The organism is Streptomonospora halophila, assembly GCF_039542725.1.
Taxonomy (GTDB): domain Bacteria; phylum Actinomycetota; class Actinomycetes; order Streptosporangiales; family Streptosporangiaceae; genus Streptomonospora; species Streptomonospora halophila.
The window spans coordinates 88,682-115,325 of record NZ_BAABIK010000015.1; the positions used below are offsets into that span (position 1 = coordinate 88,682).

Below are 26,644 nucleotides of genomic sequence, written 5' to 3' on the forward strand. Positions count from 1 at the left end.
GGGACGGCACCGGAGTGCCGTGCGGAAGTCGGGCCGCGGCCAAGGCGCCGCCGGTTGACGGTGGCGTCCGCGGTCCCACCGCCCTGTCCCGGCACCGGGAGAACCGGCCCGGCGGCCGCTCGCTCCCGCATGACCCTCGCCGGGCATGCCCCGCCGCAGGCGCACCCTGCCGGTCCGATGTCGGCGGTGTGCGGCTCGTCGCGGTCCCCGGCTTCCTCCTGCGGATCCGCTCCCCGGGTCCAGCCGACGCGGGCGGTGTTCGCGGGCGCCGTGCTCCTGTGCTGATCGGCGGGCCGCTGTGCGGCGCTCCGCCGGTGCGCGCCCATGGTGCGCCCGAGTCCACCCGCGGGCGGCACCGGGCACTCCGCGGAACCCGCGCCCGAACGTGGGCATGCCGAAGCCCCGGCCGCGGTGGCGGCGGCCGCCGTGCTCGCATGATCTTGGAAAGCCGGAGGGAGCAGCAGGGAGAGGGGAGCCGCCGGGGGCTCCCTACTCCTGGCTCTCGCTCTGCAGCTTGGCGATGCGGTTGTCGTACATCTTGATGAACTCGGCGCGCTCGCCGTGGGCGACCTCGTACGCGCGCAGCTCGCGCACCTGGTCGATGGTGAGCTTGCGCAGGCGGGCACGGATGGAGGGAAGGGTGAGGTCGTCGTAGCCGGGCACCGGAAGCTCCTCGGGTGAGGGGGCGGCCTGGCGCCGGACGTCCTCCAGGACGGAGTCGTCGGACTCCTGCGTGGTGGCCTCGGCGGCGGCGATCTCCTCGGCGACGGCGGCCTGCTCGCCGGGGGCGACCAGGTCGGCGGACTCCTCCGTCCCGCTCTCGGCTCCGGCGGCCTTGTCCTCCTCCGCCTCCTCGGCGGACGCGGGCGCCGACTCCCCGGCGCCCTTCTCGCCGGCCTTGCCGGCCTTCTCCCCGGCCGGCGCCGCGGTCTTGGTGGCGTTGCCCGAGGCGGCGGTGCTCTCAGCCGCACCCGCCTCCGCCTTCTGCTCCGCGGACGCGGACGCCGGACTCGGCGCGACGGCCTGTTCCTTCTGTCCGAAGATGCCCTTGACCATGGACATCAGCTTGCTGGCGATGGACGGATTCGACATGGGACTGGGCGCTCCTGATGCTCTCGTCAAGGGACGGGGCTGCGCGCGGCCCCGCGTACACGGCTCGGACGGTACACGGAGCGCGCTCTCGCCCGCCCCGTTCCGAGCGGTCTGACGCCGCCGCGGCGGCCTTCGTTTCACAGGTGAGTCAAGAATAGGGGAGTAAGCGTCGCCGGAAGTGCCTCGAAAGTGAATGCTTTCGCCTCGTCGCGACGGAAACGAGCGCCGACCGTTATCGCGGGGTCACCTCCCGCGGCGGGCGCCGTCCGGCTCCGCCCCGCGCACCGGACGCCCCTCCCGCCGGCATGGACGCGTTGGGACCGCGCGGGTCCGGGTGACGGATGCCGCTCCCCCGCCGCAGGGACCGCGGCGCCCAACGGCCCTTAGGATGGGGTGCATGACTGCGACGAACAGCCGCCGTGTCCTGCTCGCCAAGCCCCGCGGCTACTGCGCCGGCGTGGACCGCGCCGTCGTCACGGTCGAGAAGGCCCTGGAGCAGTACGGGGCGCCCGTCTACGTGCGCAAGCAGATCGTGCACAACACCCATGTGGTCAGCACGCTGGAGAAGCGCGGCGCCGTATTCGTCGAGGAGACCGGCGAGGTCCCCGAGGGCGCCATCGTGGTGTTCTCCGCCCACGGCGTCTCGCCGATGGTGCACGACGAGGCCCACCGGCGGCAGCTGAAGACCATCGACGCCACCTGCCCCCTGGTGACCAAGGTCCACAAGGAGGCCAAGCGCTTCGCCTCCGACGACCGCGACATCATCCTCATCGGCCACACCGGCCACGAGGAGGTCGAAGGCACCAGCGGCGAGGCGCCCGAGCACATCCAGATCGTCGACGGCCCCGAGGAGGTCGACAAGGTCGAGGTGCGCAACCCCGACAACGTCTCGTGGCTGTCGCAGACCACGCTGTCCGTGGACGAGACCAATGCCACCGTCGACGCGCTGCGCTCGCGGTTCCCGAACCTGCTCGACCCGCCGAGCGACGACATCTGCTACGCCACCTCCAACCGGCAGGACGCCGTGAAGGAGATGGCGGCCGAGTGCGACCTGGTCGTCGTGGTCGGCTCGGAGAACTCCTCCAACTCGGTCCGGCTCGTCGAGGTGGCCCTTGAGGCCGGCGCCACCAGCGCCCACCTGATCGACAACGCCTCACTGATGGACGAGGACTGGTTGGAGGGGGTGCATACCGTGGGCGTCACCAGCGGCGCCTCGGTTCCCGACATCCTCGTCCAGGACCTGCTGGACCGGCTGGCGCGCTCCGGCTACGAGAACGTGCACGAGGTCGAGACCGCGCAGGAGAGCCTCACGTTCTCCCTGCCCAAGGAGCTCCGCCGCGACCTGCGCGCCGAGTCCGCGGGCTGATCGTAACCGCTTCCGGCCGCCGCCCCGGGCCCGTCCCGGCGGCGGCCGCTGGCGCGCGGCGCGGCCGCTCAGCCCGCGTGCTCGCGCCGCTCCCGCGGCTCCAGCCGTGACAGCAGCGAGGTGATGTCGTCGGCGAGGCGCCGCGCGTCGGCGTCGCCGCGGCGCACCACCTCGGTGACGGCGACCAGCATCGCGCCGCTGACGACCATGAGCAGGGCTTCGTCGACCGGTTCGTCGGCCTTGCGGAACAGCGCCACGTTGCGGTCGGTCCACTCGCGCAGGCGCTCGCGCAGCTGCGACTCGAACCCGGGCGGGCCGTCGCCGGAGAAGAACAGCAGCGTGGTGGCGCGCTCCTCGATGGCACCGTCCAGGTACGCGCGCGCCGCGATGTACATCAGCCGGGTGGGGTCGCTCTCGCCCTGGGCGCGTGCCCGCGAGACCGCCTGGTGGGTGCGCTCCTGCTGGCGCTGCTGGTAGTCCTCGTACAGCGCCATGTACAGGTCGGCCTTGCCGGTGAAATGGTGGTAGAGGCTGCCCACGCTGGCCCCGGCGTGCTCCACGACCTCGCTGACACCGGCGCGGGCGAAGCCGACCGTCCGGAACACGTGTGCGGCCGCGTCGAGCAGGGCGCTGCGCGTGGCCGCTCCGCGGTGCGACGTCCGGGCGGGCTTGTGGTTCGCTCTGTCCACAGTCAACGTCGGCTTACCGTTCCCTTCCGTGGCGGCGTGCCGTCGGCCCGCCTAGGTCGACATTACGTCAGGTGATTACGCTTGGCCCAAAACCACCGACCGCGCCCAGGTGGCGCGCGCAGCCGGCTTGGAAGGGTTGACAGATGAGCGTTCCCACCACCCCGCCGGAGTCGCCCGGGGCACCCGACCGCAACCTGGCGCTGGAGCTGGTCCGGGTCACCGAGTCCGCCGCGCTCGCCGCCGCCCGCTGGGTGGGCCGGGGCGACAAGAACGGTGCCGACGGCGTCGCGGTGCGCGGTATGCGGCACATGATCAGCACGGTGTCGATGCACGGCACGGTGGTGATCGGCGAGGGCGAGAAGGACAACGCCCCGATGCTCTTCAACGGCGAGTCCGTGGGCGACGGCGGCGGCCCCGACTGCGACGTGGCGGTCGACCCCATCGACGGCACCCGGCTGACCGCGATGGGCATGCCCAACGCCATCTCGGTGCTGGCCGTGGCGCCGCGGCACTCGATGTTCGACCCCTCCGCGGTGTTCTACATGGAGAAGCTGGCCACCGGCCCGGAGGCGGCGGCCGCCGTCGACATCACCGCGCCCATCGGCGACAACGTACGGGCGGTGGCCCGCGCCAAGGGCGTGACCGCCCAGGACGTGACCGTGGTGATCCTGGACCGCCCGCGCCACCAGGAGATCGTGCGGGAGGTCCGCGAGGCCGGCGCGCGGATCAAGTTCATCACCGACGGCGACGTGGCGGGCGCCATCATGGCGGCACGCGCCAACACCGGCGTGGACTTGCTGCTGGGGATCGGCGGTACGCCCGAGGGGATCATCGCGGCCTGCGCCATGAAGTGCCTGGGCGGCGTCATCCAAGGCCGGTTGTGGCCAACCGACGACGCCGAGCGCGGCCGGGCCCGCGACGCCGGCCACGATCCGGAGCAGGTGCTGACCACCGACGACCTGGTCGCGTCCGAGGACGTGTTCTTCGCCGCGACCGGCATCACCGACGGCGAACTGGTGGGCGGCGTGCGCTACGAGGCCGGGGGCGCGATGACGGACTCCCTGGTCATGCGGGGTCGCACCGGCACGGTCCGCCAGGTGCGCAGCGAGCACCGGCTGGCCAAGCTCGCCGCAGCCAGCGGAGTGGACTTCGCATCGGCCGCAACCCCGCCGTGACCTCCCCGATCGGCCGCAATGCGGCGATTGCGCATTGGTACCTTCGTATCGGATAAGTGCGTCGCTGCGGAGGTTCGATGTCCTACCCTGATCCCCCCAACCAGCCGCCGTGGGGAGCCCCGGGCCCGCCCGGCGGCCAGTACCCGCCTCCCCCGGCCGGGACGGGTTATACGCCGGCGCCCGGTGCGCCGCGGCGGTCGAACCGCATGTGGATGGTTCCGGTGGCGGCGGGGCTGGGCGTCGTCATGATGGCCGGCACCGTGTGGGCGGCCACGTCGGTCGCCCAGAACGTCTTCGTCGGCGCCCAGCCCGAGTCGGTGCTGCCCGGGTCCTCGATCGCCTTCGCCAAGCTGGACCTCCGGCCCAGCGGAGGCCAACTGGCCGGCTACACGCAGTTCGTGAACCGGCTGCCCGACTCCATGCGCGACGAGATCGACCCCGACGCCGATCCCGCCAAGGAGCTCGTCGACTCCTACATCGACGAGGCGGGCCTGGACGGCATGTCCTACGAGGAGGACTTCGAGCCCTGGCTGGGTCGGCACTTCGGGTTCGCGATGTGGGTTCCCGACAGCGAGGAGGCCGCCACCGAGCGCGGCGGCACCACCATGGCGATCGCCATCGAGGCCGAGGACGAGGAGGCCGCCGAGGCCGCCCTCGACGAGATCCGCAGCGCCACAGACGAGGACACGGCCTTCGACGTGCGCGACGACTTCGCGATCCTCGCGCCCAACTCCGCCGCCCTGAGCGACCTCGAGTCCCAGGTCGAGTCGGAGGGGAGCCTGGAGGACCTGGACACCTACAACCAGGACATGGAGGCGATCGGCACGGAGAACGTCGCCTCGGCGTGGATGGACCTGGGGCAGCTGGCCTCGACCGCCGCCGAGGACTCCGGTTCGGGCACGGGCGGCTACGGCCTCGACGAGTACGGCGGTGTGCAGCAGCCGGACCCGATGGAGTCGCTGGGCCAGTACGAGGACGTGAGCGGGCGCATGGCGGTCGGCCTGCGCATCGAGCCGGAGTACATGGAGGTGCGCGGCGACACCTTCGGGCTGACCGTCGACGGCGTCTCCACGGCCGACTACGACCTGCCCGACCCCGGCCTGCAGCTGATGGGCGACCTGCCCGACGACACCGTCTTCGCCGTCGGCGGCAGCGGTGCCGCCGACATGATGGGCCAGGCCTACGAGCAGAACCCCGAAGAGCTCTCCGACCTCGAGGACCTGATGTCGGAGCTCGGCCTGACCATGCCGGACGGGCTCACCAGCCTGCTGGGCGAGCGCACCGCACTGGGCATCACCGACCTCGGCGGGTCGGTCGACGAGTTCTTCGGCGGCGCCACCGGGCCGCCGTCGCTGCAGTACCGCGCCGAGGGCGCCGACTCCCAGGCGGTGCAGAACGCGATCGACACCATGTGGGAGAACTCCTACACCACGCCTCCCGGCGTCACCAGCGAGGGGTCGGTGACCGTCGCGACCTCGGGCACGACCGGCACCGGGCGGCTGGGCGACGACGCCGTGTTCAAGCAGACGATGGCCGGCACCGAGTCCGCCCACATGGGCATGTACCTGGACCTGCGGCCGGTCGCCGAGAGCGCCGAGGAGAGCGCGCCCGAGCAGTGGGGCGCGGTCGGGGCGTCGGTGACCTTCGACGCCGAGACCATGTCGATGCGGGCCCGCTGGGCACCCAACGGCGGCGGTTAGGGCGTGTTCGCCGGGTCCGTCCGCAGCGGGCGGCGCACTCGCGCGCGCCCCGCGCCCGAGGCGCGAAGCGCCGCTCTTCCGGCGCGGGGCGCTGCGCAAGGGACCGGTGCCGCTCTCGCACGGCCGGGGAGAAAGTCGGGGCGGGTCTCCCCTGCCGACGGAGGAGAACGCGGCGAGAGCGGTGCCGGGGCGCCGCGCAGGAGGACAGCGACCCGTCGATACGCCCTGCGCCGGAGCCCGTCCTCCGGTGGGTTCCTGTGCGTCCCTGATCCCAGACCGCGGCCGGGAACCCACCGGCGACGGCGCGGCGCGGTGCCCCTCAGTCGATCAGCTTGCGGCGCATCTGGAACACCGCCAGGCACCACACGACCACGACGAATGCGGCCAGCGCGGCGAAGTGGCCCGCGGCGGTGCCGACGTCGGTGCCGAACGCGGTGCCGCGCACCAGTTCCACGCAGTGGTACAGCGGGTTGATCTTGGCGGCGACCTGCGCCCAGGAGGGCAGCGTCTCGATGGGGAAGAACGTGCCGGCGATGAGGAACAGCGGCGTGATGACCCCGGAGATGATGTAGTCCATCGTCTTGATGGAGGGCACCGCCGCCGACATCCAGATCCCGGTCAGCGCGAACCCGAACCCGGTGACGAACGTGATGACCGGCACCAGCAGCATCGCCCACGACGCGGGCAGCCCGAACCCGATCGCCACCAGCAGCGGGGCGCAGCCGTAGATGCCCGACTTGCAGGCGATCCAGCTGGCCTCGCCGGTGACGAGCTCGCGCACGTCGACGGGCGCGGCCAGCATGCCGTCGTAGGTGTGCTGGAAGACCCGGCGCACATAGGTGTCGATCAGCCCCGGGAACATCGAGGTGAACAGCACCGAGGTGGCGACGATCCCGGTGCCCAGGAAGTGGATGTAGTCGTATCCGCGGATCGCGCCCACCAGAGAGCCCAGGCCGATGCCGAACGCCAGCAGCATGAGGATCGGCTCGACGACGGCGGCGAAGGTGGTGGGCTTCCAGCTGCGCCGGTACAGCGCCCACTCGCGGGCCAGCACGCCCGCGATCGGCGCGAGCTCGAACCGCCCCGGCGGCGCCTGCGCGGCGGGGGCCGCGGCCCCTCTTGCGGTCCTGGTGTCCACGCTCATTCCACACGCTCCCCGGTCAGGGTGACGAACACGTCCTCGAGATTTCCCGCGCGAGCGCTGCCGCGGCCCAGCGAGTCGCGCAGCGAATCGGGGATCTCGTCGGCGCGCAGCACGGACAGGGTGGCGCCGGTGCGCCGGGTGGCCAGGCCCGCGGCGGCGATGCGCCCCTCGATCTCGTCGGCCCGCGCCCCCGGCTCAAGGGGGAACTCCTCGACGGTCGAGCCCGCGTAGCGGGCGATGAGGTCGGCGGGGACGCCGCGGGCGACCACCCGGCCCTTGGCCATGAGCGCCACGACGTCGGCGAGGCGCTCGGCCTCCTCGATGTAGTGGGTGGACATCAGCACCGTTACGCCCTCGGCGCGCAGCGCCGTGATCAGCCCCCACAGCTCCTGGCGCACCTGGGGGTCGAGCCCGACGGTGGGCTCGTCCAGCAGCACCAGGCGCGGGCGGTGCACCAGCCCGCGGACGATCAGCAGGCGGCGGCGCATTCCGCCGGAGAGCTTGTCGGCGCGCAGGTCCGGGCGGTCCGCGAGGTGGGCCAGGTGCAGGGCGCGGTCGACGGCCTCGGCCCGGCTCGCCCGCGGCACCCGGTACAGGTGTGTGAAGACCTCCAGGTTCTCGCGGACGGTCAGCTCTTCGTCGAGGTTGTCGTGCTGGGGTACGACGCCCATCTCGGCTCGCGCGAGCTTCGAGGCGCGCGGTATCGGATGGTCCAGGACGGTGATCTCGCCGGAGTCGGCGCGGCTCTGCGCGGTGAGCATCTTCATGGTGGTGGACTTGCCCGCGCCGTTGGGGCCGAGCAGCCCGAACACGGTTCCGGCGGGAACGTCGAGGTTCAGCCCGTCGACCGCGGCGAAGGAGCCGAACCGCTTGACGACGTCGCGCAGCCGGATGGCGGGAGCGGCACCCGGATCACCGCCGCCGGCCGGAGCGGCGCCGTCGGCGCGGTCGAGGTCCGGACCGGCGGTGCGGGCGGAGTGGGAATGGTCGGAGGGGCCCTCGGAACCGTCCGGTCCGGATGGTTCGGCAGGGCCCAGAGACGAGCGGTGTCCCGGTAGCGACATGGGATAACCGTAGAAGCGCCGCGCGCGGGATATCCACTCCTTTTCCCGGCCGGGGACGGCGGGCGCCCGGCCGCGGCCGCCGCGGCGGCCGGGCGGTGCGAAGCCGCAGGCGGTGCGGGGTTGCCGACCGGACCCGGGAGCGAATCTGGCACTCTTGGGAGCAGGTTTCCCGGACGTGTCATGAGGTGTGATTCAACGATGGGCGATTTCCGCATCGAGCACGACTCGATGGGCGAGGTCAGGGTCCCCGCCGAGGCCAAGTGGCGTGCGCAGACGCAGCGCGCGGTGGAGAACTTCCCGATCTCCGGGCAGGGTCTCGAGCACGCCAACGTCGCCGCCCTCGGCCACATCAAGGCCGCGGCGGCGAAGGTGAACACGGAGCTGGGGGTGATCCCCGAGGAGTTCGGCAAGGCGATCCGCGAGGCCGCGCTGGAGGTCGCCGAGGGCAAGTGGAACGCGGAGTTCCCCATCGACGTGTTCCAGACGGGCTCGGGCACGTCGAGCAACATGAACACCAACGAGGTGGTCGCAACGCTGGCGAGCGAGCGCTCGGGCGCCGCCGTCCATCCCAACGACCACGTCAACGCCTCGCAGTCCTCCAACGACGTCTACCCGTCGTCGATCCACATCGCCGCCGTCTCGGCCGTGGTGAACGACCTCATCCCCGCCTTGCGGCACCTGGAGGACGCGTTCAGCGCCAAGGCGGAGGAGTTCTCCACCGTCGTCAAGAGCGGGCGCACCCACCTGATGGACGCCACGCCGGTCACCCTGGGCCAGGAGTTCGCCGGCTACGCGGCTCAGGTGCGCAACGGCGTCGAGCGGCTCGAGGCGAGCCTGCCGCGCGTCGCCGAGCTGCCCCTGGGCGGGACCGCCGTGGGCACCGGCATCAACACCCCCGAGGGCTTCGCCGCCAAGGTGATCGCCGAGATCGCCTCGGCCACCGGCCTGCCGCTGACCGAGGCCCGCGACCACTTCGAGGCGCAGGGCGCACGGGACGGCCTGGTGGAGCTGTCGGGTCAGTTGCGCACCGTCGCGGTGGGCTACGTGAAGATCGCCAACGACATCCGGTGGATGGGCTCGGGGCCGCGCACCGGCCTCAGCGAGATCCGGCTGCCGGACCTCCAGCCCGGCTCCTCGATCATGCCGGGCAAGGTCAACCCGGTTCTGTGCGAAGCCATGCTTCAGGTGTCCTCCCAGGTGGTCGGCAACGACGCCGCCGTCTCCTTCGGCGGGTCGGCCGGCAACTTCGAGCTCAACGTGCAGCTGCCGATGATCGCGCGCAACGTGCTGGAGTCGATCCGGCTGCTGGCCAACGTCTCGCGGGTCTTCGCCGACCGCTGCGTCGCGGGCATCGAGGCCGACGAGGACCGCTGCCGCGAGTACGCCGAGTCCTCCCCCTCGGTCGTGACACCGCTCAACCGCTACATCGGCTACGAGGAGGCGGCCAAGGTCGCCAAGCAGTCCCTGACCGAGCGCAAGACCATCCGCGAGGTCGTGCTGGAGCGCGGCTACATCGCCGACGGCAGGCTCACCGAGGCCCAGCTCGACGAGGCCCTGGACGTGCTGCGGATGACCAACGCGCAGTAGGTCGGCGGAACCCGCGCCGCCGCGTCCCGCAGCCGGGGCGCGGCGGCGCTGTGTCGGCCCCGGTGCGAAGCGGGGACCGGCCCCGGACACGGCTGCGGCCCCGGGCGAGAAGGATGCCCGGGGCCGCGGGTGCGGCCGGGGGGCGGCCCAGAGGGGCCCGCTCCCGGCCCGGGCCGGTCTAGTACCAGCCGTTGGCCTGGGAGTGGTTCCAGGCCTCGCACGGGGAGCCGTAGCGGTCGTCGATGTAGCCCAGTCCCCACTCGATCTGGGTGGCGGGGTTGGTCTGCCAGTCGTCGCCGGCGGAGGCCATCTTGCTTCCCGGCAGGGCCTGCGGGATGCCGTAGGCGCCGGAACTGGGGTTCTGCGCGGTGTGGTCCCAGCCGCTCTCCTTTTCCCACAGGGGTTCGAGGCAGGAGAACTGGTCGGCGCTCCACCCGTAGTCGCCGAGCATGGACTGGGCGATGGACTTGGGGTCGCCCGTGGGAGCCGATCCGCCGCCGGATCCGGAGCCGCCCGACCCGGAGTCGTCCGGTTCCTCGGGCTCCTCCTCCTTCTTCTTCTCCTTGGTCGTCGCCGAGCCGTTCACCGCGCCGGTGACGTCGGAGAGGCGGTCGCGCACCTCGTCCCGCTGCTGCTTCAGCTCCTGGTCGGAGACCTGCTCCGCCGCGAAGAACCGCTGCGGGTCGCTGGTCGCCTTGGGGACCACCACCGAGGCGCTCTCCTGGGGGCCGCCCCCCTGATCGGCGAACGCTGTGACAGCGAACGCCGCGCCTGCGACCACCGCTGCGGAGCCGACCGCAGAGGCGACTCGCAACGAGATCCGGTTGAGTAGCAACAATCGCCCTTTCGCCAGTCGCGCACCCGGCGATGCGTGCGCGCACGAGCTTGTGCCCTGGGTCTCCGCTGAATTCGGGAACGGGGAGAGCGAGACGTGCTTCGTGCGGAACGCCGGCCGGTCTCGCCCGGGGAGAAGACCGCGTGGAGGCCGGGGGTCAAAGAACCGTCACACGCGCCCCAAGGGCTCCTGATTCACAACGGGACCCACCCTGCCGCATGATCACGACCGCGTAACACGGTTTGCGCTATGACCTAGTTCACATTGCACACGGTTATCCGGGCAAATCCCGAAAAAGGCATGCGTTGCTCCGTCAATCCCGGTCGACTGCGGTGATCCGTGCACGCGACGGAATGCGCGCAGGAAACCACTACCGTACGTAACCGGAGTGCGATCGGCCACCGTGCCCGGCCCGGCGCGCGCACGCCCGCCGAGGCGGCCCCGGTCTCAGTCGAGCGGCAGGTGCCGGTGCTCCTTGCCGGTTCCGGCGCACATACGGCACTGCTCCTCCGCCCGCGCCCAGGTGATCATCCCGTTGCCGTCGGTCACGGGACGCTCGGGCGACCACCGGCCGCGGCCGTCGCAGTAGTGGCACACGAGGTCGGTGCGGCCGCACCACGGGCAGTCGGTGAGCGCGCAGCATTCCCGTGTCGGTGTGTCCATTGGGCCCCTCCCGAAACGGCTGTAGCTTCCCACAGCCCCGGGACACCGTCCACCCCGCCTCGGGCCGGGCGGACCCCGGAGCCGGCGCGGCGCCCGGGCCCGCGACCGCGGCCCGGCGCGGCCCGGCGCGGGCCGGCCGCGTGCGCGTGCGGCCGGCCCGCCCGGAGCGGCTATCCGCGGCCCTCGGGCGTCAGGGTCTTGGCCCACAGCGCGCTGCCCGCGCCGTCGCGCAAGGTCACGGTGAGGTCCTTGCCCCCGGGGTCGATCTCGACCTCGCCGAAGTGCTGGAAGCCCTCCATCGGCGAGGCGTTCGCCTGCGGGGGCGCGTGCTGGAACACCACCTCGGGGCCGAACGTGGGATCGAGGTCGTTGGGCCCGAACGCGCCGGCGTGCAGCGGTCCGGAGACGAACTCCCAGAACGGTGAGAACTCCCGGGCCGTGGCGCGCTCCGGCGCGTAGTGGTGCGCCGCCGTGTAGTGCACGTCGGCGGTCAGCCACACGACGTCGCGCACGCCGCGGCGGTGCAGGCCGTGCAGCACGCGCTCCAGCTCGGACTCGCGTCCCCGCGGGCGGCCGCCGGCGCCGTTGGCCACGCCCTCGATCGCCTCGCCGTCGGGCACGACCAGGCCGATCGGCATGTCGGAGGCGACGACCTTCCACGTCGCCTCCGAGCGCGCCAGGCCGTCCACCAGCCAGTCGGCCTGGCGCCGGCCGAGGATCCTCTCGAAGCGGTCGGTGCCGGCGGAGTTGGGGTCGCGGTAGGGGCGCATATCGATGACGAAGACGTCCAGGTCGGGCCCGTAGCCGATCCGGCGGTAGATCCGGCCGTCGACCGCCTCGGCGGGCACGATCGGCTGCCACTCGTGGAACGCCCGGTGCGCCCGGCGGGCCAGGGTGTCCACCTCGCGCACCCGGTAGCGGTCGTCGTCGAGGATCTCGCCCGGGTACCAGTTGTTGACGACCTCGTGGTCGTCCCACTGCACGATCTGCGGGACACGGGCGGCCAGACCGCGCAGCGACTCGTCGAGCAGGTTGTAGGCGTACTGGCCGCGGAACTCGTCCAGGGTCTCGGCCACCTTGGACTTGGCCTCGGTGACCACGTTGCGCCAGACGCGGCCGTCCGGAAGCTCCACGCGCTCCTGCAGCGGCGTGTCGGCGTAGCAGACGTCGCCGCTGTGCAGGAAGAAGTCGGGGCGGCGCTCGGCCATGGCGGTGAAGGCCGGCATGCCGCCGATGTCGGGGTTGACGCCCCAGCCCTGGCCGGCGACGTCGCCCGACCACACGAACCTGGTCGGCTGGCCGCCGCCCGGCGTGCGGAAGGACCCTTCCAGCACCTCGCTGTCGTTGCGCCCCGACTCGGCGTGGACGCGCACGTACGCCTGGGCGCCGGGCTTCAGGCCGCGGAGGCGCACGCGCCCGGTGCCGTCGGCGCCGGGGGTCAGCACGGGCCCGCGCAGGGTCCTGGAGTGCTTGAAGTCGGGGCGGTCGGAGACCTCGACGACCATGCGCGCGGGTCGGTCGGCGCGGGTCCAGACCACTGCGCCGTCGTGCCGGGGGTCGCCGAACTGCAGCCCGTGGGTCAGCTTCGGCCTGTTGCGGCCGCGGGCGAGCGCGGGGGCCGCGGCCGGTATTCCGCCGAGCGCCGCGGCGCCCAGGCCGACGGCGCCGTAGCCCAGCACCCGGCGCCGCGCGGGCGCGGGGGCGGAGGGGATTCGGGAGGGATCGGGGGACGACGGCATGGCATGCCTCCTGCGGGGGTGGGACGGCAAGGTCGCCATTGGGTTCTATCGCACCGGCGCAGGAGGACGGCGAACTCCGCATTAACGCCGCCGATCCGCCGCGAATCTCCTCCGCACCCCCGTGCGGCGGCACCGCCGGCGCCCTGCGCAGCGAAGCGTCGGCGCCACCGCCGGGAGACAGGCGACCGCGCCGCCCCGGGCCGGTGCCGGAGGCGGCGCGGTCGGCGGAGGCTCAGCCCTCCAGCATCTCGGTCACCAGCGCGGCGATCGGGGACCGCTCGGAGCGCGTGAGGGTGATGTGGGAGAACAGCGGGTGGCCCTTGAGTTTCTCGACCACGGCGACCACGCCGTCGTAGCGCCCCACCCGCAGGTTGTCGCTCTGAGCGATGTCGTGGGTGAGCACCACCCGCGAGTTCTCGCCCAGCCGCGACAGCACCGTGAGCAGCACGCCGCGCTCCAGCGACTGCGCCTCGTCGACGATGACGAACGCGTCGTGCAGCGAGCGCCCGCGGATGTGGGTCAGCGGCAGGACCTCCAGCATTCCGCGGTCGACCACCTCGTCGACGACGTCCTGCGTGGTGACCGCGGAGAGGGTGTCGTGGACCGCCTGGGACCAGGGCGACATCTTCTCGTTCTCGGTACCGGGGAGGTAGCCCAGGTCCTGGCCGCCCACCGCGTACATCGGCCGGAAGACCATCACCTTGCGGTGCTGGCCGCGCTCCAGCACGGCCTCCAGGCCCGCGCACAGCGCGAGTGCGGACTTGCCGGTGCCGGCCCGGCCGCCCAGGGAGACGATGCCGACCTCGGGGTCGGTGAGCAGGTCGAGCGCGATGCGCTGCTCGGCGCTGCGCCCGTGCAGCCCGAAGACGTCGCGGTCGCCCTTGACGACCTTGACCGACTTGTCGGGGAGCACGCGCCCCAGGGCCTTGCCGCGCTCGGACACCAGTACGAGCCCGGTGTGGCAGGGCAGATCGCGTGCCGCCTCGATGTCGGCGGTGCCGTCGCCTTCGAACAGCGCCGATACCTCGTGCGCGGGGACCTCCAGTTCCGCCATCCCGGTCCACCCGTGCTCGATGGGCAGCTCGGCGCGGTATTCGTCGGCCGCGAGCCCGATGGAGGACGCCTTGATCCGCATCGGCAGATCCTTGCTGACCAGGACGATGTCGCCGCCCTCGGCCCGCAGGTTGGAGGCGACGGTGAGGATGCGGGTGTCGTTGTCACCGAGTCGGAACCCCGCCGGAAGCACCGAAGGGTCGCTGTGGTTGAGCTCCACCCGCAGTGTCCCGCCCTCGTTGTTCACCGGGACGTCGGCGTCGAGGCCGCCGTTCTCGCGGCGGAGGCCGTCCAACCGGCGAAGGGCCTCACGGGCGAAATACCCCAATTCGGGGTGGTGTCGCTTACTCTCCAGCTCGGTTATGACGACTATGGGCAGGACCACCGCGTGCTCGGCGAACCGGCCGATCGAGGCGGGATCGGCCAGCAGTACGCTCGTGTCCAGCACATAGGTGCGCCGCTCGCCTCCTCGGTCGGCTGGGTCGGGAGTTTCGTCGGCACGGAGGTGGGTCGAGGAACTAGCCACTCGTTCTCCCCTTTGGGCGCGACTGGGCGCCCTGGTCTCACGGGATACCAAGGACCGGGACCAGCCCCGCAAGGGCCGGGACCGGCCCTCGTCACCATGAGTTCCTTCACTGGCCAGGACCTCAAACGCTCGGGGCCTCCCGAGTGAGCGGGTACGCACCGCCCACTTGATTCGACGGTACCCGGCTGCGGGCAAAGAGCAAGGCCCCCGGGCCGCACGGCATGTGAACGCCCCGTTACGCGGGTTCTCCTCCGTTCCGGGCGCGGGGCGGTGCGGCCTGCCCGACGCGGGGGCGGCTCAGGTGCCGAAGCGCCGGTTGCGTGCGCCATAGGCACGCAGCGCACGCAGGAAGTCCACCTTCCGGAAGGCCGGCCAGAAGACCTCGCAGAAGTAGAACTCCGCCTGTGCGCTCTGCCAGAGCATGAATCCGGAGAGTCGCTGCTCGCCCGAGGTCCGGATGAGAAGGTCCGGGTCGGGCTGGCCACGCGTGTAGAGATGCTCGGCGATGTGCTCCAGGTCGAGTCGCTCGGCGAGCTCTTCGAGACTGGTGCCCTTGGCCGCCTCGGCGACGAGGAGCGACCTAACCGCATCAGCGATCTCACGCCTTCCTCCATACCCGACCGCAACATTCACAATCAGGCCGGAGTTTCCGGATGTGGCCGCGTGCGCCTCTTTCATCACCCGCGCGGTGGAGTCGGGCAGCAGGTCGAGGGCGCCCATGGGGTTGACGTTCCAGCCTTCGCGGCGCAGGCGCGAGACCGTGTCCTCGATGATCCCCAGCAAGGGTTCGAGCTCCTCGCGGGGGCGCGTGAGGTTGTCGGTGGACAGCAGCCACAGCGTGACGACCTGCACGCCGACCTCGTCGCACCAGCCCAGCAGCTCGAAGATCTTCTCGGCCCCCGCCTGGTGGCCCGCCTGCACGCTGTCGAGACCGCTGATCCGCGCCCACCGGCGGTTGCCGTCCAGCACGACGCCGACGTGGCGCGGGATCTCGAAGGTGCCGAGCGAACGCTCCAGCCTGCGCTCGTACAGCCAGTACAGGGGGTCACGGAGCCCCATGGGACGCTCCCTTTCGCCGCGTTCGGGGGACAGGCGCGGGCGCGCCCGTCCATGTCACCGCACTCCGGCGCAGCGACCTCGAGCTTGCGCGCCAACATGTCCAGCCTAGGGCGATTCGCCGGATTCCGTCACTGCAGCGACGCTCGGACGTGCTTGCGCCCTTCGTGGATGCGGGACTTCACCGTGCCCAAGGCGAGATCGAGTTCGTCGGCGATCTCCTTGTAGTCCATCTGGCAGAGGTCGCGCAGCACCAGAGGGGCGACCAGGTTGGGGCGGTCCCGCTCAAGCTGGTCGAGGGCCTCCAGCAGGTCGATCCGGGAACCCGCGATCACGCTCGTGGTGCGGGGGTCGCGCTGGTTCGGGATGCGGTCGGCCTCAGTCGGCATCTCCGCGGAGCGCCGCTTCATCGACCGGTAGGTCTGCCGCGCCGAGTTCGAAACCACCGTATACAGCCACGTGGTGAAGAGCGAATCGCCCTTGAAGCCGCCGATGTTGCGGGCGACGCGCAGCAGCGCGTCCTGGCAGGCCTCCTCGGCGTCCTGGCGGTACGGGAGGAAGCGCGCGCACCGGCGCAGCACCTCCGGCTGGATCCTGCGGAGCAGGTCGTCCAGGGCCGCCGAGTCGCCGTCGCGCGCCCGAAGCGCAAGCTCCTCAAGGGAGTCGTCGACCCGGGCGGCCGACCGGCGGGTGGTGGGGCCCTTGTCACTGTTTTCCACGGCTGCCAGCTCCCTGCGAGAACGAATGCCCTCTACACGTGTTACACGTCCATCCCCCACTATGAGGTTCACATCCCCTTTCGACGCGTACGTGCGCCCGGCGGCTCCGCGACCGCTTACCCGCCCTGCGCGCGAACTCCGCTCCACGTTTGGCCCTCGCGGCACTGGTAAGGCACTCCCTGTGGCACAACCGGACACTTTCGGCCGATACCGCGTCATTCGGCATCTCGGCTCGGGCTCGTTCGCGACAGTATGGCTCGCGCACGACGACCGGCTGGACACCCCCGTGGCCGTCAAGGTCCTGGCCGAGAACTGGGCGCACCAGCTCGACGTGCACCACCGCTTCATGGAGGAGGCCCGGATCCTCCGCCAAGCCGACTCCGCGTGGCTGATCAGGGTGCACGACATCGGCACGCTCGCCGACGAGCGGCCGTACTTCGTCATGCCCTACGCCGACCAGGGCAGCGTGGCCGATCTGGCCGCCAAGGGACCCCTGCCCCTGGACGAGGCCCTGCGGCTGCTGACCGAAATCGGCCAAGGCGTCACCGTCCTCCACGGCCACGGCACGATCCACCGCGACATCAAGCCATCCAACGTACTCCTGCAGTCGTCGCCCGTGGGCCAAAGGGTCCTGGTGGCCGATCTCGGGTTCGCCAAGGCGATCGACGGCGCGTCGGGCTTCACCGCCGCCGCGGGCACACCCGGCTACATGTCCCCCGAGCAGCGCGGCCCCGGCGGCGACCTCGACGTGCGTGCCGACGTCTACTCGCTCGGCGCCGTCGCCTACGAGCTGATCACCGGCCGCCGGCCGCCGCAGCCGCCGGTGCGGGTGCCCCCGCGGCGGCTGCGGCCGGGAGTGCCGCGGGCCCTCGACGACCTGATCATGTCCGCGCTGGCCGAGGACCGCACCGCGCGCCCGTCCGACGCCAAGGCGTTCACCGACCGCATCCGCGCCATCCGGATGGCCCCCGACCTGCGCTCGGAGCTTCCGTGGTGGGTCCGGCACCGCTCGCTCTGGCGGCGGGCGGCGGCGGCGTTCTGCTCCCTCGTGGTGCTGATGGCCGCCACGACCGGCGCCGCCGCGTCGACCACCGGCGTGCTGACCGAGGTGCGCTACGCGGGCGACGAACTGCACCTGGCGGTGCCCCAGGCCTGGGCGCGGCAGTTCCACAACGGCCGCGCCGTGCCCAGCGCCGTGGAGTCCGACACCGCCTCGGGCGTGCTGGTGGCCACCGACCTCGAAGCCTGGGACGAACCCCGGGCGGCGGTGGCCGGGGTGTTCGCCGCGCTGCTGCCCGGTAGGGGCTACGACCTCGATTCGGTGCTCAGCGGCGCCCCCTGCCGAGGGCCGGTGGAGCGGCGCGCGTTCGAGGATCCCGAATGGTCGGGCCAGATCCGGCAGTGGCCGTCCTGCCCCGGGCGGCCGGGCGCGGTCGCCGTCGCGTCGCTGGCCAGCAAGCACCGCGAGGCGACGCTGTACCTGGAGGTCCGCCAGCCCGGCTCCCAGCCGGATGTGATCGACCGCATCGTCTCCGCCACCCGGCTGGCGCGCTGAGCCCGCCGCCCCGAAACGACCGGCCGCTTCGCGCCGATGCGGACTGCCGGAAGCCGGCGGCCGCGGCAGCGCCGGCAACCGGCTTCCGGTAGCTCGCCCGCCGCCGGCCTCCGCCGCGGCGCGCACCGCCGGCTCAGGCGCGCGTCTGCGCGATCTGCCCGCTCAACTCCTCCGGAGAGGTCACCGGAAGGCGGCAGCTGAAGCCCTGGCAGACGTAGGCCGCCGGCGAGCCGTCGACCAGCCCGCGGTCCTCCAGCAGCGGGACCGCGGCCGCGCCACCGGGCCGGCCGCGGGTGACCGCCGTGCCGAACGGCGCCTCCAGCAGGGCGGTGCGGTGCAGCTCCGCGGTCGCGGGGTCGTCCTCGGGCCCCACGACGGCGATCTCCAGCGGACCCGACAGCAGCGTCTCGGCGACGGCAAGCCCCCAGCCCGCCGCGCGCGGCGCCTTGGCGGCCAGCGGGACCGCGACCGCGAGCGCCTCGTCGGCGGCCTGGCGGTGGCGCGCCGACCCCGTCAGCCCCGCATACCACAGCAGTGCTCCCGCGGCGGCGAACCGGCCGGAGGGCGTGGAGGCGTCGGTGGGGTCCTGCGGGCGGTTGAACAGCGCCTCGCTGTCGTCGGCCGTGTCGAAGAAGCCGCCCTCGCCGTCGCCGAAGTGGTCCAGGACCGTGCCGAGCAGCCGGCCGGCCAGCTCGACCCGCTCCGGCTCGCCGGTGACGGCGTGCAGCGCCAGCAGCCCTTCGGCGACGTCGGCGTAGTCCTCCAGCACGCCCGCGCTCGCCCCCGCCCGGCCGTCGCGGGAGGTGCGCACCAGCCGGTCGCCGCTGACGTGCACCCGGGTGAGCAGGTCGGCGGCCTCGCGGGCGCGCTCGACGAGGTCGGGCCGGTCGAACAGGGCGCCGGCCTCGGCCAGGCCCGCGACGGCCAACCCGTTCCAGGCGGCCACCACCTTGTCGTCGCGGTCGGGCCGGACCCGCTTCGCGCGCGCGGCGAGCAGGGAGGCGCGCACCCGCTCGTAGCGTCCGGAGTCGGCGGGGTCCTCGGGCAGGCGCAGCACCGAGTAGCCGTGCTCGAAGGTGCCCTCCGGCGTCACGCCGAACAGCTCGGCCGCCCAGGCGCCGTCGTCCTCGCCGAGGGCGCTGCGCAGCTCGTCGGGTGTCCACACGTAGTAGCGCCCCTCCTCGCCCTCGGTGTCGGCGTCCAGGGCCGAGGCGAAGCCGCCCTCGCCGGTGCGCAGGTCGGCGACCATCCAGTCGGCGGTCTCCAGCGCCACCCGCTTGGCCAGCGCGTCGCCGGTGGCGCGCCACAGCCGGGTGTAGGCGCGCACCAGCAGGGCGTTGTCGTAGAGCATCTTCTCGAAGTGCGGGACGACCCAGCGGGAGTCGACGGAGTAGCGGGCGAACCCGCCGCCGAGCTGGTCGTAGACGCCGCCGCGGGCCATCGCCTCGGCGGTGTGCTCGGCCATCGCGCGGCCGCGCTCCGCGCCGGTGCGCGCGTGCTGGGCCAGCAGGAAGGACAGCAGCATGGACGGCGGGAACTTGGGCGCACCGCCGAAGCCGCCGTTGGCGTCGTCGTACTCGCGGGAGAGCACCTCGACCGCCTCGTCGAGCGCCTCCGGGCCGGGTGCGTTGCCGCGCCCCAGGGAGCGGCTCCCGCTCAGCGCCTCGACGACGCGCCGGCCCTGCTCGACGACGCCTTCGCGCTCCTCCGACCAGGCGCGCTGGACCCCCATCAGCAGCCGCTGGAAGTGCTCGCGGGGGAAGTAGGTGCCGCAGTAGAACGGGGCGCCGTCGGGCGTGAGGAACACGGTCATGGGCCAGCCGCCTTGGCCGGTCATGGCCTGGGTGGCCTCCATGTGGACGGCGTCGACGTCGGGGCGCTCCTCGCGGTCGACCTTGATGTTGACGAACCCGGTGTTCATCATCTGCGCGGTGGTCGGGTCCTCGAAGGACTCGTGGGCCATGACGTGGCACCAGTGGCAGGCGGAGTAGCCCACTGACAGCAGTACCGGCACCTCGCGGCGCCGGGCCTCGGCGAACGCCTCCTCACCCCAGGGGTGCCAGTCGACCGGGTTGCCGGCGTGCTGGAGCAGGTAGGGGCTGGTCGCTTCGGCGAGACGGTTAGGCATACCCCCACTCTGCCCGCGCGGCCGCCGCCGATGCCACCTCGCACCGGACGGACTCGGACGGCGGAGCGGTGGCCGTCCTGCGGCACGGCGAGGGGGCGGCGTCCGCACGCCGCCGGAGCGGCGCCGCCCGGAGGCCGTGCCCGCCGCTGCGGTCCGCCGCCCGGCCGGGCCGGGCGGCGGACGGGCTCACGAGGACGGAGACGGGGTGCCCGCCGAGCCAGCGGGGCCGGGGTCGGCCTCGGCCTCCGCCGCTTCGGCGGTGCCGGCGGAGTCCTCGGCGGAGCGGGCCGGCTCGTCGCGCTCCACCTGGATCGCGGCCAGGCGGTTGCGCATCGACTTCATGAGGAAGTACAGGGCGATGCCGATGGCCGCCACGGCGATGAACCCGAGTACGCCGGGCGTGACGGTGTCGGCGGCGGGCCCGTCGGAGGCCAGTACTGCCAGGGCGTTCATGCCCCTCATGCTCTCACCGACTCGCGGACGCCCGCGAAGAGGTCGTCCTCGGGGACGTCGGTGTCGACCAGCGACCGGGCGAGGTGGTAGTCCTCGTACGGCCAGGCCTCACGCTGCACGTCCATGGGCACCACGAACCAGAAGCCGTCCGGGTCGATCTGGGTGGCGTGGGCGATGAGCGCGCGGTCGCGGGTCTCGAAGAACTCGTCGCAGCGCACCTGCGTGGTGATCTCCCACTCGGGGAAGTTGCGCTCCTTCATGCGCTCGATCCACTCGGCGATGGGGTTCTCCAGGCCGCGCTCGTGCAGCAGCGCCGACACGCGCTCGAAGCGGTCCCGGGGGAAGGAGACGTGGTAGTAGAGCTTGAGCGGCTGCCAGGGCTCGCCGGCGCCGGGGTAGCGCTCGGGGTCGCCCGCGGCGTCGAACGCCTCGACCGAGACCTTGTGGGTCATGATGTGGTCGGGGTGGGGGTAGCCGCCGTTCTCGTCGTAGGTCAGCACGACGTGGGGGCGGAAGGAGCGGATGGAGCGGACCAGCGGCTCGGCTGCGACATCCAGCGGCTGGAGGGCGAAGCACCCCTCGGGCAGCGGGGGCAGGGGGTCGCCTTCGGGCAGGCCGGAGTCGACGAACCCGGCGAACTCCTGGTGGACGCCGAGGATCTCGCGGGCCGCGGCCATCTCCTTGCGCCGGACCTCGGCGATGTCGGCGCGGATCTCGGGGCGGTCCATCGCCGGATTCAGGATGGATCCGGCCTCACCGCCGGTCATGGTGACGACGAGCACATCGGCGCCCTCGTGCCCATAGCGGACCATGGTGGCCGCGCCTTTGCTGGACTCGTCATCGGGATGGGCATGAACGGCCATCAGCCGCAAACGCTCGGACAACGGAACGGTCCCCTTGGGTAGTCGCGTGAGACGAATGGACGGGCGGGAAAAAGGCCTCCGCCCCGCGGGTTCGACCCGCGCCGCCGGCCTCGCGGACATGCGGGGCAGGGGTGGAACAGGGGCGACCCGGAACGGGGCTATCTTAGACAACGTAGACCCCACGTTCGGAGATTCCCGTATGCCCGACCGCCCCGCCGGCACCACGACCGGCGCCACCGAGTCCGCCGCGTCCTGGACGCGGCGCCGCCTGGGCGAGACCCCCGTCTTCTTCGTGGTCGGGGTGCTGGCCGCCGCGGTCTTCACGATCGGGTGGGGATACGCGCTGATGAGCTACGGCGGCTCCGGTAGCGGAGTATCGGTCCAGGTGGTGGCTTGGGAGGTCGAGTCGGCGGACGAGGCGAGCGTGAGCTTCCAGGTGAACAGCGACGCCCCCGCCGAATGCGTGATCACCGCGCGCGACGCGCAGCACGTCGTGGTCGGCCAGAAGAGCGTCGACGTCGAGTCGGGAATCCGCGACGTCACCGCGACCGTTGACACGATTCGTGAGGCTTCGGCGGTAGAAGTGGGCTCCTGCAGGGAACAGAGTTCCACAAGGTAGTTCCGCCCCTGCTACTCGGCGTCGGGACACGGCCGCGTCCCGACCGCGTCCCGTCCTCCACTCGCACCGCGCGGACCAGCGTTTATCGCCCTGTCGTCCGAATGGCGCGGTGATAATCTCGTAAGTTCAGCTACGGCCGCTACGGCCGCAGTCACTAGTTAGCACCAAGGGAGTTCCCGTGACCGAGACCCGCGATGACAACGTCACCTGGCTGACTCAGGAGGCGTATGACCGGCTCAACGCGGAGCTGGAGCACCTGACGGGCACTGGTCGCATCGAGATCGCCGACAAGATCGAAGCCGCCCGCGAAGAGGGTGACCTCCGCGAGAACGGCGGCTACCACGCCGCCAAGGAAGAGCAGGGCAAGATCGAGGCCCGCATCGCCCAGATCCAGAACATCCTGCGTAATGCGCGGGTGGGAGGGGCACCGCAGAAGGCGGGCACGGTCGGCCCCGGTATGACCGTCACCATCAAGTTCGAAGGCGATGACGAAGAGGTCACCTTCCTCCTCGCCTCCCGGGAGGAAAGCGGCGCGCCGATCGACGTCTACTCCCCGAAGTCGCCGCTGGGCAGCGCCATCAACGGCAAGAAGATCGGCGAGACGGTCAGCTACACCCTGCCGAACGGACGAAGTGCCTCCGTGGAGATCATCGACGCCGTCCCTTACGGCGCGGAGTCGTCCTAACGGCGCGATCAGCAGGCGGAACGCGCGGAAGGGGCGGCCCGAGGGCCGCCCCTTCCGCGTTGGGGGCGTTTTCAGACATGCGGTGCGGACCGATTGATTCGGTCCGATACCGCGGCTGGATTCGCGGCGCGCCGACTGCTCTCCGCTGAACTGGGACGCCGGAGGCCGACCCGTCCGGCGTCCGGTGGCCGGGCCGCGCGAGCGATGGCACCATATTCCGCGTGACCCCTTCCCCGTACTGGCACGGCGCTCCACCGCCCGGCGCTGCACCGCCCGGCGCACCCGGGCCCGGGCCGGCGCCCTACTACGGCATGTCGCCGCACCGCGGCCGCCCCACGGCCTCGTTCGGCCGGCGGCTCTCCGCCCGCATGGTCGACTACACGGTCATCAGCATGGCGGTGATCCTGTTCTTCATCCTGGTCTCGTTCCTCGCCGAGGCCTCGTTGCGCGGCGGAGAACTGGCCGACCGGTACTTCGACGCCTGGGCCCTGCTGTTCTTCTTCGGCACCGGTCCGGTGATGTTCCTGCACGACTGGCTGTGCAACGCCGCGCGCGGGCGCACGCTGGGCAAGGCGGCGCTGGGCATCCGCGTCGTCCGCCGCGACGGCGGACCGCTGCGCCAAGGCCAGTCCGCCGGCCGCGCCGCGATCTTCGGCCTGCCGCAGGCCCTCCCGTGCCTGGGTCAGCTGTTCACGCTGATCGACTGCATGTCGGCGCTCGCCGACGCCGACACCGGGCAGAGCCTGCACGACCGCGCCGCCGGGACGGTGGTGGTGCGCGGCTGACCGCCGCGCCCCGCCCAGCCGGGGCGGGCGGCGGGCTCGTCCGCCCTCATGCGGGCGGGTCGGGGCCGTGGCGCCGCCGCGCACGGGGCCCGCCGGGACGTGGGCGCCCTCGCCGATGCAAAACCACGTGTCGCTGACGCCCTGCGGTCCGGTGGCCTCGGTCCCCTTCGCCCGGCACGCGACGTCGACCGCCGCACCGGCCGCCGCCGGCCCGCGCTCGGACAAGGAGCTGCCCGGCCCCGCACGGACGGGCCCGGTCGCGTTCGGCGAGCTCTGCGCGGGCGCCCGCGGGCGGCGGTCAGCGGCGGACGGCGGCCGGGGTCAGCCCTCGAACGCCAGCACGCAGGCCGTGAGGCTGTGCACGTGGTTGCGCCCCGCAACCGGGCCGATCTCGCCCGCCGCGAAGAAGCCGCCCACGCTCTCGATCCCGAGGTTCTGCTGCACCAGCCGCACGTCGTGGTCGGAGGTGGGAAACATCGACGAGCCGCGGCTGTTGCAGGAGAACAACAGCGCCGCGGAGGCGCGGCCGCCGAGCTCGTCGTTGAACGCCTGCAGGCGCTCGACCAGGTCGGAGGCCGCGCTGTCGTAGTCGCGGACCTGGAAGCGCACGGTCTGGCCGACCTCGATCATGTCGCCGATGGTCAGCGAACCCGACTCCGGATCGGCGCCCACGACCGAGCGCACCAGGAAGTCGCCGTGCTCGTGGGTGTCGGCGTACTCGTCCATGGCGATGCCGATGTGCAGGCCGTTGGCGGCCAGCTCCTGCTCCTCCGGCGGCAGCGAGTTGACCAGGCCCTCCAGACGCTCGTAGGCGGAGTCGCCGGCCAGCTCCAGGATGACGTTGCCCTCGGACTTGGTAACGGCCATCGCCCGGCCGATCGGGCGGCACCCCTGGCTGACCATGGTGCCCGCGACACCGGCGCCGCCCAGCATCAGGCCGACTGCGCCCGCCTCGACGACCTCGCCGCCGGCGAAGAGCCGCACCGACTCCTGGCCGCGCATGCCGTCGGCGAGCCCGCCGACGAGCGGCAGCCCGCCCAGGGCGTCGGTGGAGCGCTCCACGAACGACTGCGCCGGAAACTCGTAGGGGTTGACCAGCAGCAGCGCGGCGCGATCGTCGGAATCGGGCTCGTGCATGCCCACCACGGCCAGGTGGTCGCCCTCGGGGATCACGTCGAGCCGGAAGGGGCTCAGCGTCACAGCGGGCAGGTGGGCCGCCCATACGCTGACCGCGCCCTGCTCCTCGACACCGCGTCCGCCGCCGACCACGCCCGTGGCGCTGCATCCGAGGGTGACCGCATCACCGGCGAGCGCCATCACGCGCCTGCCCGCCAGTGTCACCTCGTCCGGGTCGGCGCCGCTGACGAAGAAGCAGATCAGGTCGGCCGGGGCGTCGAGAGCGCGCGTCGCCTCGAGCACCGCCCGCTCGGCGGCGCTCACAAGGTCGGCGCCCGTCGCCAACGCGTCACCGAACCTGGTCATCGACCGCCACCTCGCTCATCGACCCGACTCCTCCAATCGGACCATACTCCCAGCCACACGCGGTCAAACCCTTCCGGCGCCGGGCGTATCCGACGGCTTTGCCCGACTTTCCTCGACATTCGCCGGTGCCCACCGGCCCGCGACCGCGGAATCCCGCGGCACCGCGATGCCGCACGCGCGCTGGCGGAATCGGCGCCGGTGCATAGACTCGACCCCGTGTCTGCCTCGATCAACGGCCACACCGCCCCCGACCACCTGCCCACACGCGAGCCCACCACCCTCGGCGCCCTGCGCGCCGCCGGGCACGTGCACCGCCCGGTCAAGCACGAGGTGCGCGACAACCTGATCGCGCGCATGCGTGCGGGCGAGCAGCGCTTCCCGGGAATCGTCGGGTTCGACGAGACCGTGCTCCCCCGGGTGGAGCGCGCCCTGCTTGCCGGCCACGACCTCGTCCTGCTCGGCGAGCGCGGCCAGGGCAAGACCCGGCTGATCCGCACCATATCGACGCTGCTGGACGAGTGGACGCCCGTCGTCGAGGGCTGCCCCGTCAACGACCACCCCTACGCCCCGGTCTGCTCGCGCTGCCGCGGGCTGGCCGCCGAGGCCGGCGAGGACCTGCCCGTGGCGTGGTGGCACCGCGACGGGCGCTACGGCGAGAAGCTCGCCACGCCCGACACCGCCGTGGGCGATCTGATCGGCGACATCGACCCGATCAAGCTGGCCGAGGGCCGCAGCCTCGGCGACCCCGAGACCGTGCACTACGGGCTCGTCCCGCGCTCCAACCGCGGCGTGTTCAGCCTGAACGAGCTGCCGGACCTCGCCGCGCGCATCCAGGTGGCGCTGCTGAACGTGCTGGAGGAGCGCGACATCCAGATCCGCGGATACGCGCTCCGCCTGCCGCTGGACGTGCTGCTGGTGGCCAGCGCCAACCCGGAGGACTACACCAACCGGGGCCGCATCATCACCCCGCTCAAGGACCGCTTCGGCGCCGAGGTGCGCACCCACTACCCGCTCGACCTGGAGGAGGAGACCGCCCTGGTGCACCAGGAGGCCGACCTCGCGCCGGGCGTCGTGGTGCCCGACCACCTGGTCGAGATCGTCTCCCGTTTCACCCGCCTGGTCCGCGACTCCTCGTCCGTGGACGACCGCTCCGGCGTCTCGGCGCGGTTCGCCATCGCCGGTATAGAGACCGTGGCCGCCTCCGCGCGCCGCCGCGGCGCCCTCACCGGCGAGGACCACCCGGTGGCGCGGGTCTGCGACCTCCCGCCGATCGTCGAGACGCTGCAGGGCAAGGTCGAGTTCGAGGTCGGCGAGGAGGGGCGCGAGAGTGAGGTGCTGGCCCACCTGCTGCGGCGCGCCACCGCCGAGTCGTTCCGCCGCACGCTGGGCGGGGCCGACCTGGCCGCGCTGACCGACCTTTTCGCCGACGGCGGCACCGTCGAGTCCGGCGAGCTGGTCAGCGGGAGCGAACTGCTGCGCGGCGTGGGCCCGCTGCCCGGCCTGGCCGACCTCATCGCCCGCCTCTCCCCCGACGAGGACACCGGCGAGACACCGGGGTTCGCGGCCGCCGCGGTGGAGTTCGCGCTGGAAGGGCTGTACCTGAACCGGCGGCTGTCCAAGGACACGGTGCGCGACCGCACCGTCTACCGGACCTGAACCGCCCGAC

At 72.4% G+C, this 26,644-nt stretch carries 23 protein-coding genes; 9 read left to right on the forward strand and 14 right to left on the reverse strand.

The annotated features are described in order from the left end of the window. Positions 1-489: 489 nt before the first annotated feature. Entirely contained in the window at positions 490-1,092 is a 603-nt protein-coding gene (locus ABEA15_RS14420) for a DUF8129 domain-containing protein (protein ID WP_345557032.1), read from the reverse strand. Positions 1,093-1,489: 397 nt separating this feature from the next. On the opposite strand from ABEA15_RS14420, the gene ABEA15_RS14425 reads away from it, so the two are divergent. Beyond that, a complete protein-coding gene (locus tag ABEA15_RS14425) occupies positions 1,490-2,458 on the forward strand; it encodes a 4-hydroxy-3-methylbut-2-enyl diphosphate reductase (RefSeq protein WP_345557033.1) in 969 nt (322 codons plus the stop codon). A 68-nt stretch (positions 2,459-2,526) separates the two neighbouring features. On the opposite strand, the gene ABEA15_RS14430 is transcribed toward ABEA15_RS14425, so the two are convergent. Continuing rightward, complete coding sequence (locus ABEA15_RS14430; protein WP_386698985.1) at positions 2,527-3,153, reverse strand: TetR/AcrR family transcriptional regulator; 627 nt, start codon at positions 3,151-3,153, stop codon at positions 2,527-2,529. 137 nt (positions 3,154-3,290) lie between these two features. Between ABEA15_RS14430 and glpX the strand changes: the two genes are divergently transcribed. Next, on the forward strand, positions 3,291-4,322 hold the full coding sequence (gene glpX, locus ABEA15_RS14435) for a class II fructose-bisphosphatase (protein ID WP_344144463.1): 1,032 nt from the start codon (positions 3,291-3,293) through the stop codon (positions 4,320-4,322). 206 nt (positions 4,323-4,528) lie between these two features. Next, positions 4,529-6,022 (forward strand): hypothetical protein, encoded by a 1,494-nt coding sequence (locus ABEA15_RS14440; protein WP_345557034.1) that lies wholly within the window; start codon positions 4,529-4,531, stop codon positions 6,020-6,022. Between the two features lie 319 nt (positions 6,023-6,341). Here ABEA15_RS14440 and ABEA15_RS14445 read toward each other — a convergent pair whose 3' ends face one another. Both ABEA15_RS14445 and ABEA15_RS14450 read right to left on the reverse strand, forming a co-directional pair. After that, positions 6,342-7,166: an ABC transporter permease gene (locus ABEA15_RS14445; RefSeq protein ID WP_345557035.1), complete on the reverse strand. Its 825-nt coding sequence runs from the start codon at positions 7,164-7,166 to the stop codon at positions 6,342-6,344. Further along, positions 7,163-8,230, reverse strand: a complete 1,068-nt coding sequence (locus ABEA15_RS14450) for an ABC transporter ATP-binding protein (protein ID WP_345557036.1) — start codon at positions 8,228-8,230, stop codon at positions 7,163-7,165. The genes ABEA15_RS14445 and ABEA15_RS14450 overlap by 4 nt, the downstream gene beginning before the upstream one ends. A 198-nt stretch (positions 8,231-8,428) precedes the next feature. Between ABEA15_RS14450 and ABEA15_RS14455 the strand changes: the two genes are divergently transcribed. Next, positions 8,429-9,817: a class II fumarate hydratase gene (locus ABEA15_RS14455; RefSeq protein WP_345557037.1), complete on the forward strand. Its 1,389-nt coding sequence runs from the start codon at positions 8,429-8,431 to the stop codon at positions 9,815-9,817. A 178-nt stretch (positions 9,818-9,995) separates the two neighbouring features. Here the strand turns inward: ABEA15_RS14455 and ABEA15_RS14460 are convergent, their stop codons facing one another. The 6 genes from ABEA15_RS14460 to ABEA15_RS14485 all read right to left on the reverse strand — a co-directional run bounded on the left by ABEA15_RS14460 (position 9,996) and on the right by ABEA15_RS14485 (position 16,408). Beyond that, on the reverse strand, positions 9,996-10,652 hold the full coding sequence (locus ABEA15_RS14460; protein ID WP_344144624.1) for an aggregation-promoting factor C-terminal-like domain-containing protein: 657 nt from the start codon (positions 10,650-10,652) through the stop codon (positions 9,996-9,998). A 447-nt stretch (positions 10,653-11,099) separates the two neighbouring features. Further along, positions 11,100-11,315 (reverse strand): hypothetical protein, encoded by a 216-nt coding sequence (locus ABEA15_RS14465; protein ID WP_344144474.1) that lies wholly within the window; start codon positions 11,313-11,315, stop codon positions 11,100-11,102. 170 nt (positions 11,316-11,485) lie between these two features. Next, a complete protein-coding gene (locus ABEA15_RS14470; RefSeq protein ID WP_345557038.1) occupies positions 11,486-13,054 on the reverse strand; it encodes an alkaline phosphatase D family protein in 1,569 nt (522 codons plus the stop codon). A gap of 232 nt (positions 13,055-13,286) precedes the next feature. Continuing rightward, positions 13,287-14,555, reverse strand: coding sequence for an RNA 5'-3' helicase PhoH2 (gene phoH2 / locus ABEA15_RS14475; protein ID WP_344144626.1), 1,269 nt, complete (start codon positions 14,553-14,555; stop codon positions 13,287-13,289). Positions 14,556-14,930: 375 nt separating this feature from the next. Beyond that, positions 14,931-15,692 (reverse strand): isoprenyl transferase, encoded by a 762-nt coding sequence (locus ABEA15_RS14480; RefSeq protein ID WP_344144478.1) that lies wholly within the window; start codon positions 15,690-15,692, stop codon positions 14,931-14,933. Between the two features lie 128 nt (positions 15,693-15,820). Then, entirely contained in the window at positions 15,821-16,408 is a 588-nt protein-coding gene (locus tag ABEA15_RS14485; protein ID WP_344144480.1) for an RNA polymerase sigma factor, read from the reverse strand. A 181-nt stretch (positions 16,409-16,589) separates the two neighbouring features. Here ABEA15_RS14485 and ABEA15_RS14490 point away from each other — a divergent pair, with 181 nt between their 5' ends. Then, positions 16,590-17,963: a serine/threonine-protein kinase gene (locus ABEA15_RS14490; RefSeq protein ID WP_344144482.1), complete on the forward strand. Its 1,374-nt coding sequence runs from the start codon at positions 16,590-16,592 to the stop codon at positions 17,961-17,963. A gap of 133 nt (positions 17,964-18,096) precedes the next feature. On the opposite strand, the gene ABEA15_RS14495 is transcribed toward ABEA15_RS14490, so the two are convergent. The 3 genes from ABEA15_RS14495 to mca form a co-directional block, all read right to left on the reverse strand. Then, entirely contained in the window at positions 18,097-20,091 is a 1,995-nt protein-coding gene (locus ABEA15_RS14495) for a thioredoxin domain-containing protein (protein ID WP_345557039.1), read from the reverse strand. Positions 20,092-20,277: 186 nt separating this feature from the next. Then, entirely contained in the window at positions 20,278-20,544 is a 267-nt protein-coding gene (locus ABEA15_RS14500; protein WP_345557040.1) for a hypothetical protein, read from the reverse strand. A 5-nt stretch (positions 20,545-20,549) separates the two neighbouring features. Beyond that, positions 20,550-21,428: a mycothiol conjugate amidase Mca gene (gene mca, locus ABEA15_RS14505; RefSeq protein ID WP_344144487.1), complete on the reverse strand. Its 879-nt coding sequence runs from the start codon at positions 21,426-21,428 to the stop codon at positions 20,550-20,552. A 178-nt stretch (positions 21,429-21,606) separates the two neighbouring features. Between mca and ABEA15_RS14510 the strand changes: the two genes are divergently transcribed. From ABEA15_RS14510 to ABEA15_RS14520, 3 genes are all read left to right on the forward strand, one after another. Next, entirely contained in the window at positions 21,607-22,026 is a 420-nt protein-coding gene (locus tag ABEA15_RS14510) for a DUF4307 domain-containing protein (RefSeq protein ID WP_345557041.1), read from the forward strand. 178 nt (positions 22,027-22,204) lie between these two features. Continuing rightward, positions 22,205-22,711, forward strand: coding sequence for a transcription elongation factor GreA (gene greA, locus ABEA15_RS14515; protein ID WP_344144491.1), 507 nt, complete (start codon positions 22,205-22,207; stop codon positions 22,709-22,711). Positions 22,712-22,932: 221 nt separating this feature from the next. Continuing rightward, complete coding sequence (locus ABEA15_RS14520; RefSeq protein ID WP_345557042.1) at positions 22,933-23,496, forward strand: RDD family protein; 564 nt, start codon at positions 22,933-22,935, stop codon at positions 23,494-23,496. A gap of 321 nt (positions 23,497-23,817) precedes the next feature. Here ABEA15_RS14520 and ABEA15_RS14525 read toward each other — a convergent pair whose 3' ends face one another. After that, positions 23,818-24,978, reverse strand: coding sequence for an FIST signal transduction protein (locus ABEA15_RS14525; protein WP_344144495.1), 1,161 nt, complete (start codon positions 24,976-24,978; stop codon positions 23,818-23,820). Positions 24,979-25,194: 216 nt separating this feature from the next. Here ABEA15_RS14525 and ABEA15_RS14530 point away from each other — a divergent pair, with 216 nt between their 5' ends. Continuing rightward, positions 25,195-26,634: a sigma 54-interacting transcriptional regulator gene (locus ABEA15_RS14530; protein ID WP_425579398.1), complete on the forward strand. Its 1,440-nt coding sequence runs from the start codon at positions 25,195-25,197 to the stop codon at positions 26,632-26,634. Positions 26,635-26,644: the final 10 nt, after the last annotated feature.

What these genes read in the sequence shown, in the direction of transcription:
- ABEA15_RS14420 (WP_345557032.1), bottom strand. Translation starts at nt 1,092, where the DNA reads ATGTCGAATCCGTCCATCGCCAGCAAGCTGATGTCCATGGTCAAGGGC.
- ABEA15_RS14425 (WP_345557033.1), top strand. Translation starts at nt 1,490, where the DNA reads ATGACTGCGACGAACAGCCGCCGTGTCCTGCTCGCCAAGCCCCGCGGC.
- glpX (WP_344144463.1), top strand. Translation starts at nt 3,291, where the DNA reads ATGAGCGTTCCCACCACCCCGCCGGAGTCGCCCGGGGCACCCGACCGC.
- ABEA15_RS14440 (WP_345557034.1), top strand. Translation starts at nt 4,529, where the DNA reads ATGTGGATGGTTCCGGTGGCGGCGGGGCTGGGCGTCGTCATGATGGCC.
- ABEA15_RS14445 (WP_345557035.1), bottom strand. Translation starts at nt 7,166, where the DNA reads ATGAGCGTGGACACCAGGACCGCAAGAGGGGCCGCGGCCCCCGCCGCG.
- ABEA15_RS14450 (WP_345557036.1), bottom strand. Translation starts at nt 8,230, where the DNA reads ATGTCGCTACCGGGACACCGCTCGTCTCTGGGCCCTGCCGAACCATCC.
- ABEA15_RS14455 (WP_345557037.1), top strand. Translation starts at nt 8,429, where the DNA reads ATGGGCGATTTCCGCATCGAGCACGACTCGATGGGCGAGGTCAGGGTC.
- ABEA15_RS14465 (WP_344144474.1), bottom strand. Translation starts at nt 11,315, where the DNA reads ATGGACACACCGACACGGGAATGCTGCGCGCTCACCGACTGCCCGTGG.
- ABEA15_RS14470 (WP_345557038.1), bottom strand. Translation starts at nt 13,054, where the DNA reads ATGCCGTCGTCCCCCGATCCCTCCCGAATCCCCTCCGCCCCCGCGCCC.
- ABEA15_RS14480 (WP_344144478.1), bottom strand. Translation starts at nt 15,692, where the DNA reads ATGGGGCTCCGTGACCCCCTGTACTGGCTGTACGAGCGCAGGCTGGAG.
- ABEA15_RS14495 (WP_345557039.1), bottom strand. Translation starts at nt 20,091, where the DNA reads ATGCCTAACCGTCTCGCCGAAGCGACCAGCCCCTACCTGCTCCAGCAC.
- ABEA15_RS14500 (WP_345557040.1), bottom strand. Translation starts at nt 20,544, where the DNA reads ATGAACGCCCTGGCAGTACTGGCCTCCGACGGGCCCGCCGCCGACACC.
- ABEA15_RS14510 (WP_345557041.1), top strand. Translation starts at nt 21,607, where the DNA reads ATGCCCGACCGCCCCGCCGGCACCACGACCGGCGCCACCGAGTCCGCC.
- ABEA15_RS14525 (WP_344144495.1), bottom strand. Translation starts at nt 24,978, where the DNA reads ATGACCAGGTTCGGTGACGCGTTGGCGACGGGCGCCGACCTTGTGAGC.